Source organism: Paenibacillus sp. FSL R5-0928 (assembly GCF_037970385.1).
Lineage (GTDB): Bacteria > Bacillota > Bacilli > Paenibacillales > Paenibacillaceae > Paenibacillus_AQ > Paenibacillus_AQ odorifer.
Genome location: NZ_CP150225.1, coordinates 3,301,800 through 3,320,688, shown reverse-complemented (window position 1 = coordinate 3,320,688; position 18,889 = coordinate 3,301,800). Strand labels below are relative to the sequence as shown.

Sequence of the window (18,889 nt, the reverse complement as noted above, 5' to 3'; positions counted from 1 at the left end):
AGTTCTTTATTTTGCTGTTCCAAAATCTACAATGCGAAAGTCCGTTGCCACCTTAATATCTGCCTCGTGGGTGTAGTAATTATCCCAACGTTCTCTTACTTCCTTCCAAAGTTTCGGATCATTCCATTCCAGTAACATGCCGAGTTGTAGAACATCCGCACCTGCTTCTTGGGATAAACGTATAGCTTCGGTCAGATTAGCAGTAATTTTATCGCTTAGTTTCTCTGTAATGATATTACTGATCTCTTCTAGATTTCTTTTCTTAGGGTCCCTTAAATAAATCACACTAGCTTTTCCTTTTAATTTCACTGTGAACACTGGGCCTTTATCCGTTAGTTTTACTTTCTTTGAAGATTTGGTGCTAACAAATACAACACTTGCCGCACTTTCTCCTCCATCCCAGGTAACAGAATAAACCGACAGCTTAAGCTTGCCTGCGGCCCATGCCAATGCCCTACCTTCTTTAAGCTTTAGTATTCCCTTCATTTTCTCATTCTGAAACAACATGGCCCCTTGAATGCCTGCCCAATATTGTGGTTTACCTTCTTTTGTAGTTTCCTCTTTTTTACCAAATGAAAGATTATTTATAGCAAACCCAACTCCAGATGCCTCGGCGAACAAGCAGTCCTTGATTGTAGTTGAAAACATATATTTTTCTGTTCCAAAGCTCATTAGTACATCAGAAGGCAATTGTTCGTAGATAGGTGTTAATGTATTCATCTCTTTGGCACTGCCGGGACTCGCCATGACATAGGTTCCGAGGGGAAGGGCTGGCTCTCGTCTAATCCATAACAGAAGTTCACCGATTCCTTGTTCTGCATAAGCTTTCCCTAAGACGATTATTTTTAATTGAGAAAGACTAAGCTGACGTGTTAGGTCTTTTTGGACTAGTAACATGGCATCTGCTATCGTATCTGCGGTCTTGGAAACTGTAGAATAACTATTTCCATCGCCGCCACCACTAGCGGGTTGGCTTGATGAGTTAAGACGATTGGGCAAAGGAGAGTTAATCGTAATTTCAACGGTGCCTGCTTCTTTGCCTACATCTATAAACAAGCCGTATACAAAGGTTAATTCGTCCAGTTCCACCTTGGACGACCAGCAGCCTGTTACATTTAGGAGTAGAAGTATAACAACTCCAATTTTTAGAGTTCTCATTTTTGTTTCTGTCTCCTTAGATTCCTGTTGCTATAAATGTTGCTTCGTTTCTTCATATAGTTAGAGGGAAAACGAGATAATGTGTCCTTCCAGTCTTGTAACACCAAAGGAGCAACGGGTTGTAAATACGGTGAACCTAACGGCCTAAGATTAGCCAGATGCCCGTAAATCAAAAAGGCTGTAATATATACCCCGAGTAATCCCATCGTCCCCCCCATAATCAATAAAGGGAAACGAAGTAAACGAAAAGTCAAACCCAGCTCATAATGGGGAATGATGTAGGTGGCAATTCCGGTGATAGAAACCACAATGACCATTGGAGCAGATACAATTCCTGCTTGTACCGCAGCTTGACCGATGACTATACCCCCAATAATAGAAACGGTCTGGCCCACAGGCTTTGGTATTCGGGTTCCAGCTTCTCTAAGGGCCTCGAAGGTAAGCTCCATGATTAAAGCCTCAGTCAAGGCTGAGAAAGGAATATTCTCTCTGGCAGATGCTATCGTAATTAACAGGTTTGAGGGAATGATCTGAGGATGAAAGGTTGTAATCGCAACATAAAGCGATGGAAGAATCATGGATATGATGGAAAACACAAATCGAACGATTCGAATCCAGCTTGCTGCATAGAAGCTTTGATAATAATCCTCAGAGGATTGTAGCATTGTAAAAAAAGATGTAGGTGCAATCATTGCAGTGGGTGTGCCATCCTGTAATATTCCGATCCGGCCTTCCATTAAAGAAGCTGCCACCGAGTCGGGGCGTTCTGTATATTGAAATACAGGAAATGGTGTCAAGTTCCCCTTCCGCAATTGCTCCGATATATAACTAATGCCCAATATCCCATCAATATCTATTTCATTTAGTTGCTTTTCAATTTCCGCAAGAACTTCTTTTTTATAAAGTCCTTCAATATATACAACATACACATCAGTTTTGGTATATTTACCAATTGTATACTGAATAGTCTTTAGATCCGGATGTTTAATTTTGTGTCGGAGCAGGGACAGATTTGTTTCAATATCTTCAATAAATGCTTCTTGTGGTCCAATCACCACAAGTTCATTTTGTGATTCCGTTACCGATCTTTTCTGATATTGCGTGATCTCAAAATAATAAACATAAGGAAGCTCTTCAAAACAGAGCACTACTTTTCCAGCGACAATCAAATCCACAGCCTTGTTTATGTCAAACTCCTTAAGATACGGGATGGGAAAAACAGCTCCTCGATCCAGTCGTTCTAAAAAATCAGACCATTTGTGCTCTGAATTTGCTTCATTTCTTAGCGGTAATGCAATATCCTTATGAAGACTCAGGGAATTCACAATGAATGGGATATAGATCAAGTGGCAGGAATGCCCGTGAAGGCGAATGGATTGAAAAACTGCATCACTAGATCCCTCTAGTTGTTCTTTAATTGTTTCAATAATTCCAGACATCTGCGGCATACCTCCAAGATTGTGACTTGTTAATCTGGCTTAGTTTGCCAATGAAATGGAAGGTTTATTCTTATATCAGAGCAAAAAGGCATGAGTCCGGTATAGTACCGAACTCATGCCCATCAAACCCCTAGATTTCAAATCAAGGAAATGTAGCACCAATATTAGTTCCGCTAGGTGTTCCAGATCCGATTAGGTCGCTACCCCCTGTTAATTTGAGGAAACTGCCCAGACTAAAAGATCCATCAGCATTTCGCACCACTGAAGGCGTAAGACTTACAAAATCAGCGGCACTGGCTACCAAACCCTTGGCATTGGTACTTGCATTACTCTTCCACCACACATTAGTACTTAGAATATCGGTTCCACTTGTTTTGTCACTCGATCCTCCTGCAAAAGACAAGTTGTTCGTAAATTGGTGAGTACCGGTATCAAAAGCAAAGTTACTCTGTCCGTTACTCCAAGAAGTATTATTTGTTAACTGGATGGAACCTGGATTACTGTTGTAAGTGAATCCGTGTTTTTTATTTTGAAATGCGATGCTATTCAGTACAATGTGGTTTACTGCAATCTTTTCACCACCTAGTTTGAATCCATTCCCATCGCTGTTTGCCGTTGAATTTCCATCTGAGGTCTGTCCGTTCTTATAGGAGATACTATTCTTGATCGTCACCACTCCGATGGGGCCTGTTTCTGATTTACTGTAAAGATCCCAGCCGTCATCTGTATTCCATGCAGCTATACATTTATCGAATACGTTACCAGGACCTATGGTCAGCTTAGCAGCAAAACCATCAGCGTCTTCCCCGTTATCCGGATCATAATTATCATGAGAATACACTCCAATGATCTGATTATAGCTCGGCCATTGACTCATGCTGGTCAGAGATGAAGCATAACGGCTGATTTGCAGTCCCGAATCCCGATTATGATGGGTTTCAACATTCTCAATAATGTTATAGTTCCCGCCAATAAAGAGCCCATTATCTCCTGAGCCTCTTATCTCTAATCCTTTTACCTTCCAGTAGTTACCGTATATCTGCAAACCACGTTGAGCTGGGTCAAATGGCTGGGCGTAAAAATCCAGTATAGGCTTCTCAGTCCCATATGCAGCGATGTTCTTTCGTAAGTTAGAGCTTCCGCTATTATCTTGTCCAACAATTATTGTTGAAGAATACGTGTAAACCCCTCCACGCATATAGATGGTTTCCCCGGGGGCTACCTTCGTAATCGCTGAGGCCAGTGTGGTTGGACTACCAATTGTTCCTGCGTTGCTGTCCAGACCATTAGGGGCTACATAAATCGAGCCTGCAATTGGTGTTGCAGTTGGAGTGGCGGTTGGAGCTACTGTCGCAGTGGGGGTTGCGCTTGCTGTTGGAGTAGCCGTAGGAGCTACCGTTGGTGCAATTGTTGGTGCTACGGTAGGCGTAGATGTCGGAGTGCCCGTTGTGATATCGGAGACATTGATATTGTCGAACTTCGCTGCTGTCTTATAAGCTACAAGTCCAATACCACCTGCCGTCAAATTGTTATCGTGTGCATTTAACTGCAAAACATCATTAACATACATTTTAAGCGAATCTCCACTAAGCTCCAGCCTAACTGTATAGGCAGTTCCAGTGGTTATAGGAAAATCAGTTTTACTAGCCAGTGTTGAACTTGAACCATTCACCTTTTTTCGTATTTCAAGCGTCCCACCATTACTGTTAGACAGAGATGCAGCATAATAGTTATTTCCGTCAACATAGCGCCCGCACACATAAGTTCGATTAGTTCCATTGAAATTATCAATCTTCACATCGGCTTGAACACTATAATCTGTCCACGTGTTGCTACCGGAGAACGAACGTCCTTCGTTTTGACTGGATTGATAATACATATGATTGCCACTCTCTTCAACTACAGACCAAGTTCCTGTTGTACTCGTCCAATTGTCGGCATTTCCATTCTCAAAATCATTGCTAAAAATATTTGCTGCCTGTGCGGTAGGGTTACTCCATACCAAATTACCTAGAACCAGCGAAGTTGTAAGCGTAACCATAATTCCGAATGAAAATTGTCCTTTTAGTTTCACGTGAACATCTTCCTCCTTGTTTTTGTGATTTAAATAAAAAGCGAGGACATTCCTCCAATCCTGTGTCATCTATAACTCCAGCCTAATCTCAACTATAATTAATATTTTGAAGTTGTACAGCTACTTTGTGCCCATATTATTACATTTATTTAAATTAATATAAAAAAACACCCTCGATCTCACTCGAGAGTGCCTTATCTATACCCTTAATTTTGAATTAACGGTTTCAAAACCTTCAGTGAAGCTTGCAATTGCTCCGAACATTGTTCATACATTTTTTTAGCTTTTTCGTTATCTGTTGATAAACTGAACATCTCTAAATCAGCTTCACACTTTTTCAGCAAAGCATATAATTGTGGCTTATCCTGCGGCTGTGGGACTTTAAAGTTATCGGCATACAAATCGACTGTCAGCTCACCATAAGAATCAACTTGTCCAAGAAACACATTTTCAACAGTCAGACCCATTTTTTCAAGGGCACCATCAAGCCAGCTTCGCGTTAGATTTAGAGTATCTAATGGTTTGTCGAGCACTTTACCATCCATAATGACAACTTGTGACTCTTTCTCTGGAGCAACCTTTATACCCAATTGCTTAGGGGTTAGCGGCTGATTTTCACTCTTAAGTAAAACATTTATGGCTCCATCAGATTCCATAATCGCAAATTCCACTTCCGATATATTGAAAACGTCTTTTTTGCGTAACTCCTCCAGCAATTCATCTGTGGTTAAACGTTCTTTTTTCATGTGATCTTCGAGAATTTTTCCGTCCTTAATTAGTACGGTAGACTTGAAATCAATAAAGTCTCTTGCTTTTTTACTCTTCATCTGAAGGTATTCGATCCCTAAAGAACAAGCTACCCATACAATCAGTGCAATGAGCCCTAAATGCCATAACTTATCCGTATCCAAAGAAATGTAAGCGGCTAAGCTGCCGACAGTTATCCCCGTAATATACTCGAAGAACGAGAGCTGCGATACTTGTCTCTTTCCCAGTAATTTTGTTAAAAAGAAAAGTACAACCACAGCAAAGAGCGTTCGAACTATAACCTCCAACCACTCCGGCATTACAAATACCCTCCTTTTTGAATCAAAGCTTGTTTACTAACACTCATTATTTGTCAATAAAGCCGCATTCACTCCGGAATTTCACTACTTATTTATGGAAAATCCTCTATTACTACAAACATGAATTTTTTTCCTGCATAACGATAGATGCATTTGAGGACAATAGCAATCGTCTTGCTAATAATCCAACACAGAGGAGAGAAACTCAATGACAGTAGCCTCACAAGTAAAAACATGTTTATCTTCTTTAAAAGGTGCTCAAGCCAGTCTTGAACAATTTGCACTAGAAACACAAAACGAGAGTGCAAAAACCTTGTTCACAAACGCAGCTGAGCAAACACAACAAATCGTAACTCAAGTAGAGAACCGGGTAACCGAATTAGAGTCCGAAGAGCCTCAATATAAAGGGTTCTAATTAAAGCTAAAGGGGTCTTAGGCTAGAAAAACTAGCTTTAAGACCCCTTTTCATCATGTACAACATTCGAACGAATGCCACGCTTGCCCTTATTAGCCGGAATAAGTATCTGAACAGAAGTGCCAATTCCGACACGACTAAAAATGGTTACGCCATACTCAGATCCATATTGCAGTTTAATCCGCTGATCCACATTACGGACCCCATAACCTGTATTCGTATGGCCCTTTGGATCAAAAATTTGATCAATACGTTCCTGTCTCATGCCGATTCCATCATCAATGATGCGGAACAGAATATCATTGCCCTCTTTACGCCCAACAATGCGTAAATGAATGTGGTCACCACACCAGGCGTGCTTCAGCACGTTCTCGATAAATGGTTGTAGAATCAGTTTTATGGTCTCATAAGGCCAGATTTCTGTATCAAAATCAAACATAACTTCCAGACGATCACCGTATTTAATTTTCTGAATTTCTAAATAAGCGTTTGCTTGTTCAATTTCAGTGGGGACCGGAATCATGGTACGTCCTTCATTAAGCGTCAGGCGATAAAACTTCGCTAATTCCAGCACCATCTGCTGCAGCTTTTCATTTTGACCAAACTTGGCTAATTGAATAATAGATGACAACGTATTATATAGGAAATGAGGATTGATTTGTGATTGTAGAATTTCAAGCTCTGCTTCCTTCTTCTGGAGCTGCGTCAAATATACTTCTTTAATCAACATATCGATATTCTCGCCCATATCATTTAACGCGGTTGCAATCTGAGAGAATTCATCCTTGCCTCGATAGGAAATACGCTTGTGAAGATCACCTTCCCGATAGGCATTCAGCACGTACACGAACTTATTAATCCGAATTGAAAAATATCGGGATATAAATATGCCGACAAAACTAAAGACAACACAACAGATGAGACACATTAAAATAATAAACAGTCGTACCTTCACTGCATCCTGTTCAAGTATTGTAATTGGAACTAGCGCGTTTAATTGCCAAGCTTGGTTAGAAACCGTAACTGTTTCACTAATCGTCAGGTAATCCTTATTAAGTTCGGCTTCATTGGTATAGTGCTCTGGTAGTTCTCCCGATTGGTACATCGTTCTTCCGAACTCGTTTTTTAAAATTAGAATACTTCCTTTTCCTATCTTCGTATAATTCACACTATTGAACAGATCTGGAATGCCTACATTAATCCGCAAGAAGCCAATCTCCTTAGGCACGAGAGGGTCGTATGTATCTATTAATCTACGGAGCAACGAGATCCGATTATTTTCTACATCGCGCTCGATCTGCCACCATTTCATAGTCTCCGCGTATTTCTCGGTTGGAAAATCATAATACCAGGATTTCCCTTCAATCCGTTTCATATGGTAAAGATGATAGAAGCTACTATTATCCAGATAGCCCTCAAGTGAATTCGAATAGATCTCAGGAATGGATTCATTCTTTAAAAATAGCGACATCCCAATCCTCATACCCGTTGATTGAATAGCTACGTCCAGCTTTGGAAGTACCTTCATAGACATCCTATCATAGTTTTCCCAGCCTTCTTCATAACTTCGCAGATTCCGATAGAAATCATAATCACTATATAATTGCGTTGATATCCGAATAACTTCCCCCATTTTATAATCAATATTATCGCGAATCTGCAACAACGTACCTTTAATATTCGAACTTGTATGCTCGCGTAATGAATCATTGTACATAGAGTGAGAGACAAAACCGATCACGGATACAGGGATAATAATGAAAAAAATATAGGTCAGCATTAATTTATACCCTATCGGCACATACTTATGTTTTCTTCTTGGTTGTTTCATGCAACATCATCCCCCATCACTTCTCCCGCTTACGATACTCCATAGGTGTCATACCATAGGCTTCTTTGAATTGTCTGCTGAAGTAAGGAAGATAACGGTAACCTACCTGGCTCGCGATTTCATAGATTTTACACTTCGGATCTTTCAAAAGCTTGCCTGCTTGTTCCATTCGCAGCTGAATGAGTACTTCGCTGAACGTTTTCCCAGTTTCCTCTTTAAATAGATATCCCAAATAGTTGGGTGAGAAAGAGAACTGCTGTGCAATATCCTTTAACGTAAAATTCTCGCTCATCTTATCCTTCATCATTTGCATAATTTCTCTAATCAGTTTATTGTTCACTGACTCTGTTTTGCTTCGTAGGTACTCGGATATTTCAAACGTTTTGAGTACAAGCCAAGAGCGTATATCACTGATCGTATCGAATTGAAGCAAAATATCTAAACTATGTAACTCCATACCTAAGATTTCAAATAAATCCTCGCTAACCTCCTTCAACTGCTGATCCAGCTTCCATATAATATACATGGCTAGATTATGAATCGTAAATTTAGATCTTAGACTACTCACGGATCTGAACAGCTTATCGATCTCATCATAAATAAGGACTAACTCATATTCTTTCATCGCTTTAAAAAGCGTATCCATACGGGTATCCAACGTACGGGCATCAATCATTCCAGGTTCGCTGCTAACCGTTTCATACATAATAAGTTTGCCTTTGCCAAGAAACATCTTTCCGTCAACGGCTTCCATAGCTTGCCGATAGGAGGTGTGGACCTGTTCCATAGCAAATGTAGGCTTCCCTACACCTACGGTCATAGTGACAGGAAATTTTGTACGAATCGAGTCATAAATTTCTTCAATAAACCTCTCCATCTCCTGTTCGTTAATCAACAACGCGATTCGATAAGACGATACCTTATAGCAATGAGGCATCCCGTGCTTCTGAGCAATTGTATTCACTTCATATAGAAAGTCCTTGGACATTAGATGTTTAGTTAGATTATCCTGTTCTTGAAACCAGTTGAAATAGTCCAGCTCCAAGACCGCCACACGTATAGGCCATTCCAGCTTATCCAGACCGTAGGATTTCATAAGCTTCAACATTCCAGCTTGAGTATCCCCCTCCCATTCCCCTTCAAACAAGCGGATCAACAAATCATTTTTGGCCATAGGAATCATATGCTGATAAGCTTCTTCAACGTCACGCCGTTTACTTTCATCATCTAAATCCTGCTTAACTTTCTGAAGTGCAGCAATAAGTTCCTTGTCATCCATTGGTTTAAGGACATAGCTATACGCTTTTAGCGAAAGCGCCTGTTTCACATAACTGAAATCCTGGTAACCGCTTACAAAAATCACACGTATATCGTTTTTTTTCTCTATGGCAATCCGAGCCAGCTCTAGACCCGACATATTCGGCATATTCACATCACTAACAATAATATCAATAACATGCTGTTCTAAAATATCGCATGCGGTAAACGCGTTATTCGCTGCCTCCACGACCTGCATACCCAGTTCATTCCAAGGAATGAATTGTCTCATGCCTTCAAGATCAAGCATCTCATCGTCTACTAATAATACGTTGTACATCAACACAATCCTCCTTTGAAATGTTTTTAAACCAACCTGCTGAATTCTACTAACCAATCTTTTTCAGTATACCATTCATTCTCTTACCTAACAGCTTATAAAGCAATGAGCACTAGAAATGGGACGTAAAAACGAAGGCTCGCTAAATAGCAAACCTTCGTATTACAAATTATTATTTACCTAAAGCTTTCTTATTTTCTGTCCATACTTTTGTTACATAATCGAGGAATTTCTCATAGCCAACCTTGATAGAATCTTCATGTGCTTTATCAAGAATTGCTAATGCTTCTGCATCAGTCTTCGCATACATTGATTTTGCTCTTGCTGTTAACCAGATATCTCTGACACTTTGTCTAATAATACCTTCTTCACTGTCTGGAGCCGGATCCCAATTCAGGAACTCCGTAAAGTCACCTTGTGAAGCCCAAGTAACTTCCATCTGCCAACGGTTACTAAAGTCAATCTTGTCAGCTGGAAGGGTTTGCAACATCATTTTCTTTGTATTATCCAAGAAAACTGTATTACCTACCCATACCAAGTCACCGGCTTTTCCGCTAATTTCGGACAGAGCTTCTGGCTCATTCAGATACTTATCTTTATTAAATTTAGGAGTAAGTCCATCTGCTTCAAATCCATCCCAATAACCATCTGGTCCTGGAGGACCCCAGTTAAGAACCATAGAACCTTCTGGTCCTGTCATCCAGTCAAGCATAGCGAATACAGCCTCTGGATTTTTAGCGTTTTTAGTGATTGTAGCAACGTTCCAACCTAACTGATTGTACGTTCCTGGAGTAATCTTACTTTGATCCAAACCAGCTTTGTAAATCGGTTTAATAAACATATAACCAGCTTCCGGATCCGTCTTCTTCATCTCTTCATCAGCAGTGGCGAGCAATTTCATTGGATCAAAAGTCGCAATAACAGCAAACTTGCCATTCATTGCTTTCTCTCTAATTTGATCTTCTGTTTGTGTATTCGCATCCTGCGTCATTAGCTTCTCACGCATTAATTTAGCAGCAAATACAACAGACTCACGGAATCCTTCATCCTTGTATATCGAACCCATTTTGTCGCCATCAGGTACGGCGTATATTCTAGTATACGACAGATTATTCTCTTTAAAAGAGGAAAATAACTGGTCAATTCCGTTACCATCTCTCGCTAAGCCTGTCTCGAACGGAATAACGTCAGGGAACTTCGCCTTAACAGCATTTAAATATGCATACAAATCATCTGTCGTTTCTAGCTTAGGAGAACCAAGCTCTTTGTAAATCTTCTTATTAATAGCATAACCGGCATTTCCGTTTGGTTGAGTTGTATAATAATTCGGCAGCTGATAAATCTTCCCATCAGGGGAACGAAGTAATTCCAAATGTCCAGATGTTAGGTATTTCTTAAAGTTTGGATATTTATCAATATATTCATCTAAAGGAACTAGCATATCCGCTTGGCGAAGACGTTCTACGTCAGCACCTTTCTCGGTCCACACAATATCCGGCAGCTCGTTACCAACGATCATCGTTTGCAGCTTTTGAGCGTTATTACCACCAGAGCTAATTCCTGTGACATTAATCTTCAGATTATCTAAAATCCATTTAGAAGCAGCATCTTTGCCCCATTTCGGCATTTGATACCAGCCGTAATTTCCGTAGAATGAGACTTCAAGCGGTTCTTTCCCTAATTCATACAAATCAGCCGCGGGAGCTTCAGTTGCTGTGTTGACCGCTGTTCCTCCTTCTTTCTCTGGTTCAGCAGTTGCCGCTGGAGCGCTTGAATTGTTGCCACTACAACCCGCCACCAAAGTCGTTAATAGCAAGGTAGACATCATACCGAGAAGCATCTTTCTCTTAGTCTTCAATGTATTTTCCCCTTTCAATTTGTAATCTATGTTCAAAGCAATACGCTCTAAACCCAATCTCATTCTATCATCCTACTCTTTTAATGATCCGACCAAGACCCCTTTAACGAAGAATCTTTGTAGGAATGGATACACACATACAATCGGAATGGTTGCAACCATAATCGTAGCCATCGTTAATGACTTCGAGGTTATTTTCTTAGCCGAGTTAATATGAGCAATGGAGCTTGCATCTACATTAGACAGCTGTTCTGAAGCAATATTAGAGAACAGTATCTGTCTTAAGATGGTCTGAATCGGCATTAACTCCTCTTTCGTAATGTAAATACTCGCTACGAACCACTCATTCCAGTGATTTACTGCTGTGAACAAAGATAATGTTGCTATAACTGGCCCCGACAAAGGAAGTACGATGCGGACAAAAGTCCCCCAATACCCGCAACCGTCAATCTTTGCTGACTCCTCTAAACCTTGTGGAAGACCTTGAAAGAAGGTCCGGAATATGATCATATTCCATACGCTGACCAGTGCAGGAATAATAAACACCCAAAATGAGTTGAAGAGCCCTAAACTTCTGATAAGCATGTATGACGGAATGAGTCCCCCACCGAAATACATAGTAATGATACACATAATCATGTAGTATTTGCGACCCATCAGTTCACGCTTCGACATTCCATAAGCGAATATCGAAGTGGCCAGTATCGCTGTTACTGTACCGATTACCGTCCGCAATGTAGCAATGACGAATCCACCCATTAGACGGGAATCTTCAAAAACGATCTTATAATTCTCAAGCGTGAACTCACGGACCCAGAAAGTAACTCCACCTTTCGAAGTATCCATCCCCTCATTAAAGGAAATAACAAGTGAGTTCCAAAATGGATAAAAGGCGGAAAATGCCAGTAAAGTCAAGAATACATATATGAATCCTATAAATATTCGATCTCCTATATTAATACGTTTCATAGTTTGGTCCCCCTATATTGAGTAATTCATTACCACAAGCTGTTCCCTGCTCTTCTGGCAATGAAGTTGGCAAAGGTAAGTAATGTCACGCTGATCACGGCCTTGAACAATCCGATAGCAGTCGCATAGGAGTACCTGAAATTGTCTATACCGACACGTACAACATATACATCAACTGAATCTGACACTTCTCGTAGTGCTGGATTAGAAGCTAGGATCAAAATATCTTCGAATCCTGCATTCACCAGATTACCGATTGCCAAAATCATAAAGATGATTACAACTGGCATAATTGAAGGCAACGTAATCAAATATATCTGTTTAAACCGACTTGCACCATCCATCGAAGCCGCTTCATATAAATGCGGGTCAATACCAGCAATGGCAGCTAAATAGACGATTGAAGCAAATCCAATTTCTTTCCATACATTGGTTGTAACTAGAATGCCCCAGAAATATTCTGTCATGGAAAGGAAGTTGATCGGTTCATCAATAAATTTCAATTTCTCAAGCAGCATATTTATACTGCCGTTATCTACAGATAACATCGAGGTAACCATTGAGCCGATAACTACCCAAGATAAGAAGTGAGGCAAATATGTAACGGTCTGAATAACCCGTTTAAAGAACATCTTACGAACTTCGTTCAGCATTAACGCCAAAATAATCGGTGCAGGAAATCCAAAACAAAATTTCAGTAAGCTGATGATGATTGTATTTTTCATAACCACTTCAAATTCAGGTGCATTAAAAAAGTAAATAAAGTGCTTAAAGCCAACCCAGTCACTGCTAATAAAACTATTCCCTAACTTGTAATCCTGGAATGCAATTAGAATCCCGTACATGGGGATATAGGCAAAAATAAAAACTAGAACAAGTGCTGGTAATACCATAAGCTGTAGATCTATTTGCTTAAAAAAGCGTCTGATCCCGCTAGTTCGTTGCTTGTTGAGATTCGGTCCGGATCTCTTGTCTGGTGCGACGCTTGCGTTCGCCATAGGTGAATCCTCCTTGTGATGATTTTGAAGATATGTACAGATAATTGATGTCCTTTCTCCCTCCGCTATAGTTGCAACATTTATAAAATAATCATAAGGTTTAAGCGCTTTCAAAAATATATGACAAAACAACTATTATTGATACTTTGACACTCTCTTGCATTAGCTCGTCTCATATTCCTTAAGCTTGAATAAAAAAAGACACATACAGAGATAACATCTGCATGTGTCTTTGACTTTCTCCTTAATTAGCAAGAGTACTCAGTATTTCTTCATTTATCTTTTCAGTAATTACTTTTTGGACCTTCCCATTATCCAGATAAACAATAGAAGGAACTGAATCTATTCCTAGCTTGGCGGCAAGTCCGGGTGACTTATATACATCTACCTTTGTGACCCTGACATCCGAATGGGATTGCTCAAATCCTTCAATTAGAGGCAATAACTCCCGACAGGAAGGATCTGTGGCATTCCATAAATAAACAACAGATGCTTTGCCTTGATTCAGAATTTGATGCTCATACACCTCACATTCAGATATATACTTCTCTGCACCATACCCTGCAATGGCACCATCGCCAACAGCGGTAGCAACTTGTTTTAGAAACTTATCGCACACATCTCCTGCTGCAAAGACCCCAGGGATATTCGTTTCCATTTTCTCATTAATAAGTATATATCCATTACGATTCAAATCTACTACCCCTGATAAAACTTCTGTGTTCGGGGTGTATCCAATAAATAAGAAACATGAATCGACCTTTACGTTTTGCAGTTCATTAGATTTTAAATTTTTCAGGACGACGGAATTTAAACGTTCCTCACCTTCGAAAGAATTTACCACCGTATTCCACATGAATTCCATTTTAGGGTTTTCTAGTGCCTGCGTTTTGGCAATTTCATTGCAATCCATTTTCCCATGATCATGCATGACAGATACGATCACTTTATCAGCAAACTTAGTCAGAAACATCCCTTCCTCAATAGCTGCATCACCACTGCCAACGACCATAACTGTCTTCCCCGTATTTGCCGCAGCGTCACAGGTTGCACAGAAGGAAATCCCTTTATCATATAAGAACATATCTTCATTAGCTGCACCTGTAATTCTTGGTTTTCCTCCACTGGCTATGATAATGACTTTACACTCATATCGAACCCGAAAGGTCTCCACTACTTTAATGTCCTCTGCTACCGAGACAGATTTGACATCTGTCATTTTGAAATCAACACCAAATTTTTTGGCTTGTTTATGAAATAATCCCATAAGATCTGTTCCGGTCGTTCCTTCAGGAAAACCAGGATAATTTTCTATTTCATTAGTATAAGTCGCAAGACCGCCTACCAACGATTTTTCCAAGAGGAGTGTCTTCAATTTTGCTCGTCCACAATAGATCCCTGCTGTTAATCCAGCAGCCCCGCCACCGATAATGACGACATCATACTGTTCTGTCTTCTTTTCCATTTCAATTGTCCCTCCTGTGTAGATTTTGATTTCAATAAAATAGGCTGACTCTCGTCAGCACTATAAGCTCAGCCTATTTCACTTTTACATAAAGAATTTGGCTAATAATTTACTGCCTATAAATGCACCAACCAGCAGGAACAATCCAAAAATCCAGCCAGAAAGCGATAAAGAAGCTATAGCCGTAAATAATGCACCTATATTACATCCATTAGCCAGTCTAGCTCCGTACCCCATGAGCAACCCACCAAGTACAGCCGCCACTACCTGCTTTTTGGACTTAATTTTCTTAAGCTTGAACTCGGAAGCAAACAATGTCGCTGCTAATGCACCTAAGATAATCCCTACATTTCGAATGGATCCACCATCATTCAAAAATCCGGAAGATAATGTTTTTTGAGCTTTCTCCGTACTAAAGTAAGCCCAGTTATCTACATTTCCTCCTACCAGTCGATACGCCCAAGCTCCCCAGTCCGCGAAGGCGCTGGTTACTCCCCATCCTTTTGAGAAAACAGCCAGATGTGCTGTAGCGAACACAGCCAGAAGTACAGCTCCAGTTACATAAGTAAACGGTTCTTTGAGCAATTGCTTGTAAAAGCGGTTAGACGATATCTTCAACCAGAATTCGTTCACCGTTTCATTCACCGTCCTTTCCTACTCAGCGATCCTATTTTACCTTCTCAATAACAACTTCCCACTCGCCATCATCGACCTCTTCGATTTCCACATTATGTCCCTGTTTTCTCGCCCATTCTGGTACGTTTTTCATTGCGCAACTATGATCAATAGCAACAACTAAAACGTCTCCAATATTTAGTTCAGTCATCTTCTTTTCTGTTCTCATTAACGGTACCGGACAAGCTTCTCCCATGCAATCAAGTGTAAATTCAGCCATCTTAAAAACCACCTTTATATTTTTTTGAAATACCAATAGTGAAAATATTCACGTAATAACTTATACTAATCTGCGCTTCCCATCTTTTTCTCTTGCCATTTAACTGCAGCGATGTACAACAGAAGAATGATCAGGAACTGAACAACTAGTGCTCCAAGCCAACCAAAGACGTCTGGTAAAAATACTGTTGGTGCATCCTTTATAACGTTAGCTCTCCACCAACCCATATCATGTGATCCCCAAAGTGAACCAATGATAAAAAATACAAGCGACAGCATCTGCATTGTGAACCCTTCACCTACACGCATCAATGTACCCGAAGCGCAACCACCTGCAATAACCATGCCAATTCCAAATAATACAGCGCCAATTATCAAAGCAAAACTGATTTGACCCACATTGTCCATCCCAGGAATCGGTTTACCTTCCAGGAACGCTGGATACTTAATGGCTGTAAATCCGATCGTAGCGAGAGAAAATGCTATCAGTACAGCTCTTGTTACCGATGTGCTGCCTGTAATACATGGATCTCTAAGTGATGCAGTAAAGCAGAATCGTGATCTTTGCAAAATAACGCCAAACGAAATACCGAAAAGCAGGTAGACAACCATTTTATCGTGGGAATGGTCTAGGAAAAAACCAAACCCAATAATGAGAACTGTAACCAGCAACGCGATGGGCAACTGACTCTTTTTAGGTTTTCTAGGAGCTCTGGTTCGGGTTGATTTCGTTTCGGGACTTACGGTTTGCCCCATAGTCTAACACCTCCATCGTTTTATGTAATTGACTATGTGAAAATAGTAACATACTTATTCGAGCTGTGGTTATCTGCTTTCTTTATGCTGTATAAGTGTTACTAATGGCACAGATGGAGCGTAATCAAGTATGCTATAGTGTGCACTAACAGCGGGCAACAGGAGGAATAAGTATGAATATGGAAACGCTTAAATTATTTTTAGATATTGCTTCGTTAAAAAGTATATCTAAAGCCGCTCAGAAATCTCATATCACCCAATCCGCACTTAGTCAGCAGTTGAAATCCTGGGAGAATACCCTGGGTTCTGAGCTTTTTGTGAGAAGTAATAAAGGGGCCAGCCTTACAGAAGCAGGGATTATAGCGGAGAAGTATGCGGAGCAAATCTGTAAATTATATGATGATATGGTCACAGAAATCAATCATTTACAGCCAACACAACATGAGCTGTCTATTTATGCGATTCCAGAAGTCTGTAATTATGCCCTGCCCTGTACCTTATATGAGGTAAAAAAACATTTTCCCAATTGCCATATCACTCTAAACGAAGGGGCATCGTCACTAGTAGAGGAACGTTTACTTCTTGAAGAAGGTGATGTTGGCTTTATTTCCGGGCCTTCCCCGAAATCTGAATTATGCTCCAATATGGTGTTTTCTGATCAAGTTATGTTAGTGGCAAGCAGTACGACTGTATGTCCTGATAAAATCACACTGAATGAGCTCCCTAAATATCCTTTAATCTGGTCCTCACAGCTTCATTGTGTACAAAGGGCTTTGAACAACATATCTGCAGGGGAGCTTAAATTAAATATACTGTTTAATCTGGACTCCATTGAGGCGGTAAAGCTTGCTGCCATTAGAGGACATGGTGTCGCCTTTCTCCCTTATATGTCCATAAAAAAAGAGTTGTATAGTAAACAACTCAAGATCATTCATATTGATCAGTTCCAGGTAAATAACGATGTCTACATGGTAAAAAAACACAATCAGCGTTGTGACAATGATACGAAACAATTAATTCGTTATATAGAAAAGACATTGATTGATACATTATGTTGAACTTATAGCTCAATCGTAATCTCCCATACCCCATTAATGACTTCTTGAATGGTACATTTCAAATTTGAACCACGACAGTAATCCGTGATGGAAACTTTTGCGCAGCTATGATCAGTAACGAGCATTACCTTTTCGCCATTTTGAATGGCTTTTTGATGTTTTTTTAACATCATTACTGGTACTGGACAGATTTCTCCCAGACAATCAATTTCAATCATGAAGTTACCTCCATTCCATAGATCATTAAAGTTCTAATAATGACCCAGCATTATTTTCTTCACAAAAGGAGTTGATGTAACTCTTCTAACTGGGTATCACTAAGACTCCGTACACTCCAAGTGAGTATATTTTATCATTTTCATAAATCTACCTCCCCCACAAACACCGCAGTTCCATCCATTCTATCAGAATCTAGTCGGTACACTTCTACATTTACTTTCCCATCTCTACCGAATCTAATACTACACCAGCTGGATTTCCTTTGTTCGGATAGGGCGAAAAAGCATCATAATGAAGCACTTTGATGTTGTTCACTGGTACGTCTCCTTTCAATTTATTTCAGTAAAGCTTGATAACTTCATGAAGTGAGAAACTCAGCTGTAAAAATTTCTATTTCTCTTAAAACTTCTTGGCGGTTAGATATCGCATTACATATATAAAACCGGTCTTTATTGTGCTCATGAAACTGTTTAATTAAATTAGGCTGCTGATTTAAGAATTCTTTATGAAGAGCTTCGCAATCAATTTCAGGATGAGTATCATGAAGTTCCTTGAGTTCAAATACAAGGACATCTTTTTTTCGCTGGATTATTTCATAGACCACATCTTTTGCGTATATACCGTGAGTTAATAAGATTCTTAATGCCGATAGGTCATTGGCTTTTTCCTGTGAAATCTTAATTAATTCTGCTTGTATCTGTAGGACTTGTACCGTATTCCAATGATTAATTAATACTTCAAAAATCCAGTACACCCATTCTTGATCATCGCTGTATTGATTTAGTACATCTTTAACATATGGAATCATCGGATCACCTATTTCAAGTAAAAAATCAGCTATTTCCCGCGCACCTGGCCAATTTAAATCTTGTATCCATTCAAGCAAACCCGGCAATATGCTTTTCACACGTGGATATCCTAAACGTATGACTGTTTCAGCCGCTCCATCCCAATAGTCTTTTGATATAGGTTGTACTAATAAATGCAAAGCTTCATCCTTTATATATTGTAGCTTATGAATTGCTTCTTCCTTTTCCTCTTCGCGTGTGTGCCATGATAATTTTTTGATTAGACTAGATGTTTCTTCCACT

The 18,889-nt window shown here is 39.9% G+C and carries 16 protein-coding genes and 1 pseudogene; 2 read left to right on the top strand and 15 right to left on the bottom strand.

Annotated elements, in window-relative coordinates; all coding sequences use genetic code 11:
• Nucleotides 1-6: 6 nt before the first annotated feature.
• From MKZ16_RS14960 to MKZ16_RS14945, 4 genes and pseudogenes are all read right to left on the bottom strand, one after another.
• On the bottom strand, nucleotides 7-1,158 hold the full coding sequence (locus tag MKZ16_RS14960) for a Ger(x)C family spore germination protein (RefSeq protein WP_076105592.1): 1,152 nt from the start codon (nucleotides 1,156-1,158) through the stop codon (nucleotides 7-9).
• A complete protein-coding gene (locus tag MKZ16_RS14955; RefSeq protein WP_076105591.1) occupies nucleotides 1,155-2,606 on the bottom strand; it encodes a spore germination protein in 1,452 nt (483 codons plus the stop codon). The genes MKZ16_RS14960 and MKZ16_RS14955 overlap by 4 nt, the downstream gene beginning before the upstream one ends.
• A gap of 133 nt (nucleotides 2,607-2,739) precedes the next feature.
• Nucleotides 2,740-3,909 (bottom strand): annotated as a pseudogene (locus tag MKZ16_RS14950) (right-handed parallel beta-helix repeat-containing protein); the annotation flags it as partial.
• Between the two features lie 968 nt (nucleotides 3,910-4,877).
• Nucleotides 4,878-5,738 (bottom strand): DUF421 domain-containing protein, encoded by an 861-nt coding sequence (locus MKZ16_RS14945; protein ID WP_036678238.1) that lies wholly within the window; start codon nucleotides 5,736-5,738, stop codon nucleotides 4,878-4,880.
• 208 nt (nucleotides 5,739-5,946) lie between these two features.
• Between MKZ16_RS14945 and MKZ16_RS14940 the strand changes: the two genes are divergently transcribed.
• Nucleotides 5,947-6,153, top strand: coding sequence for a DUF1657 domain-containing protein (locus MKZ16_RS14940; RefSeq protein WP_036678243.1), 207 nt, complete (start codon nucleotides 5,947-5,949; stop codon nucleotides 6,151-6,153).
• 37 nt (nucleotides 6,154-6,190) lie between these two features.
• Here the strand turns inward: MKZ16_RS14940 and MKZ16_RS14935 are convergent, their stop codons facing one another.
• From MKZ16_RS14935 to MKZ16_RS14895, 9 genes are all read right to left on the bottom strand, one after another.
• On the bottom strand, nucleotides 6,191-7,984 hold the full coding sequence (locus tag MKZ16_RS14935; RefSeq protein ID WP_076105590.1) for a sensor histidine kinase: 1,794 nt from the start codon (nucleotides 7,982-7,984) through the stop codon (nucleotides 6,191-6,193).
• Nucleotides 7,985-8,000: 16 nt separating this feature from the next.
• The gene (locus MKZ16_RS14930) at nucleotides 8,001-9,581 is read right to left on the bottom strand and encodes a response regulator (RefSeq protein WP_036678246.1); all 1,581 of its coding nucleotides are present in this window, start codon (nucleotides 9,579-9,581) and stop codon (nucleotides 8,001-8,003) included.
• Nucleotides 9,582-9,753: 172 nt separating this feature from the next.
• Entirely contained in the window at nucleotides 9,754-11,439 is a 1,686-nt protein-coding gene (locus MKZ16_RS14925) for an extracellular solute-binding protein (RefSeq protein ID WP_170914248.1), read from the bottom strand.
• A 72-nt stretch (nucleotides 11,440-11,511) separates the two neighbouring features.
• The gene (locus MKZ16_RS14920) at nucleotides 11,512-12,408 is read right to left on the bottom strand and encodes a carbohydrate ABC transporter permease (protein ID WP_036678249.1); all 897 of its coding nucleotides are present in this window, start codon (nucleotides 12,406-12,408) and stop codon (nucleotides 11,512-11,514) included.
• A gap of 29 nt (nucleotides 12,409-12,437) precedes the next feature.
• A complete protein-coding gene (locus MKZ16_RS14915) occupies nucleotides 12,438-13,406 on the bottom strand; it encodes an ABC transporter permease subunit (protein ID WP_036678250.1) in 969 nt (322 codons plus the stop codon).
• A gap of 244 nt (nucleotides 13,407-13,650) precedes the next feature.
• Nucleotides 13,651-14,871: an FAD-dependent oxidoreductase gene (locus MKZ16_RS14910; RefSeq protein WP_076105589.1), complete on the bottom strand. Its 1,221-nt coding sequence runs from the start codon at nucleotides 14,869-14,871 to the stop codon at nucleotides 13,651-13,653.
• Nucleotides 14,872-14,955: 84 nt separating this feature from the next.
• Nucleotides 14,956-15,516: a YeeE/YedE thiosulfate transporter family protein gene (locus MKZ16_RS14905; RefSeq protein WP_232061338.1), complete on the bottom strand. Its 561-nt coding sequence runs from the start codon at nucleotides 15,514-15,516 to the stop codon at nucleotides 14,956-14,958.
• A 22-nt stretch (nucleotides 15,517-15,538) separates the two neighbouring features.
• Nucleotides 15,539-15,766, bottom strand: a complete 228-nt coding sequence (locus MKZ16_RS14900; RefSeq protein ID WP_076105588.1) for a sulfurtransferase TusA family protein — start codon at nucleotides 15,764-15,766, stop codon at nucleotides 15,539-15,541.
• A gap of 65 nt (nucleotides 15,767-15,831) precedes the next feature.
• Complete coding sequence (locus tag MKZ16_RS14895; RefSeq protein ID WP_036678259.1) at nucleotides 15,832-16,521, bottom strand: YeeE/YedE thiosulfate transporter family protein; 690 nt, start codon at nucleotides 16,519-16,521, stop codon at nucleotides 15,832-15,834.
• A gap of 173 nt (nucleotides 16,522-16,694) precedes the next feature.
• On the opposite strand from MKZ16_RS14895, the gene MKZ16_RS14890 reads away from it, so the two are divergent.
• Nucleotides 16,695-17,579: a LysR family transcriptional regulator gene (locus MKZ16_RS14890; RefSeq protein WP_036678261.1), complete on the top strand. Its 885-nt coding sequence runs from the start codon at nucleotides 16,695-16,697 to the stop codon at nucleotides 17,577-17,579.
• Between the two features lie 2 nt (nucleotides 17,580-17,581).
• On the opposite strand, the gene MKZ16_RS14885 is transcribed toward MKZ16_RS14890, so the two are convergent.
• Together MKZ16_RS14885 and MKZ16_RS14880 are read right to left on the bottom strand one after the other, a co-directional pair.
• Nucleotides 17,582-17,797, bottom strand: a complete 216-nt coding sequence (locus MKZ16_RS14885) for a sulfurtransferase TusA family protein (RefSeq protein ID WP_076105587.1) — start codon at nucleotides 17,795-17,797, stop codon at nucleotides 17,582-17,584.
• Nucleotides 17,798-18,156: 359 nt separating this feature from the next.
• Complete coding sequence (locus MKZ16_RS14880; RefSeq protein ID WP_076105586.1) at nucleotides 18,157-18,888, bottom strand: DUF5071 domain-containing protein; 732 nt, start codon at nucleotides 18,886-18,888, stop codon at nucleotides 18,157-18,159.
• Nucleotide 18,889 lies beyond the last annotated feature (1 nt).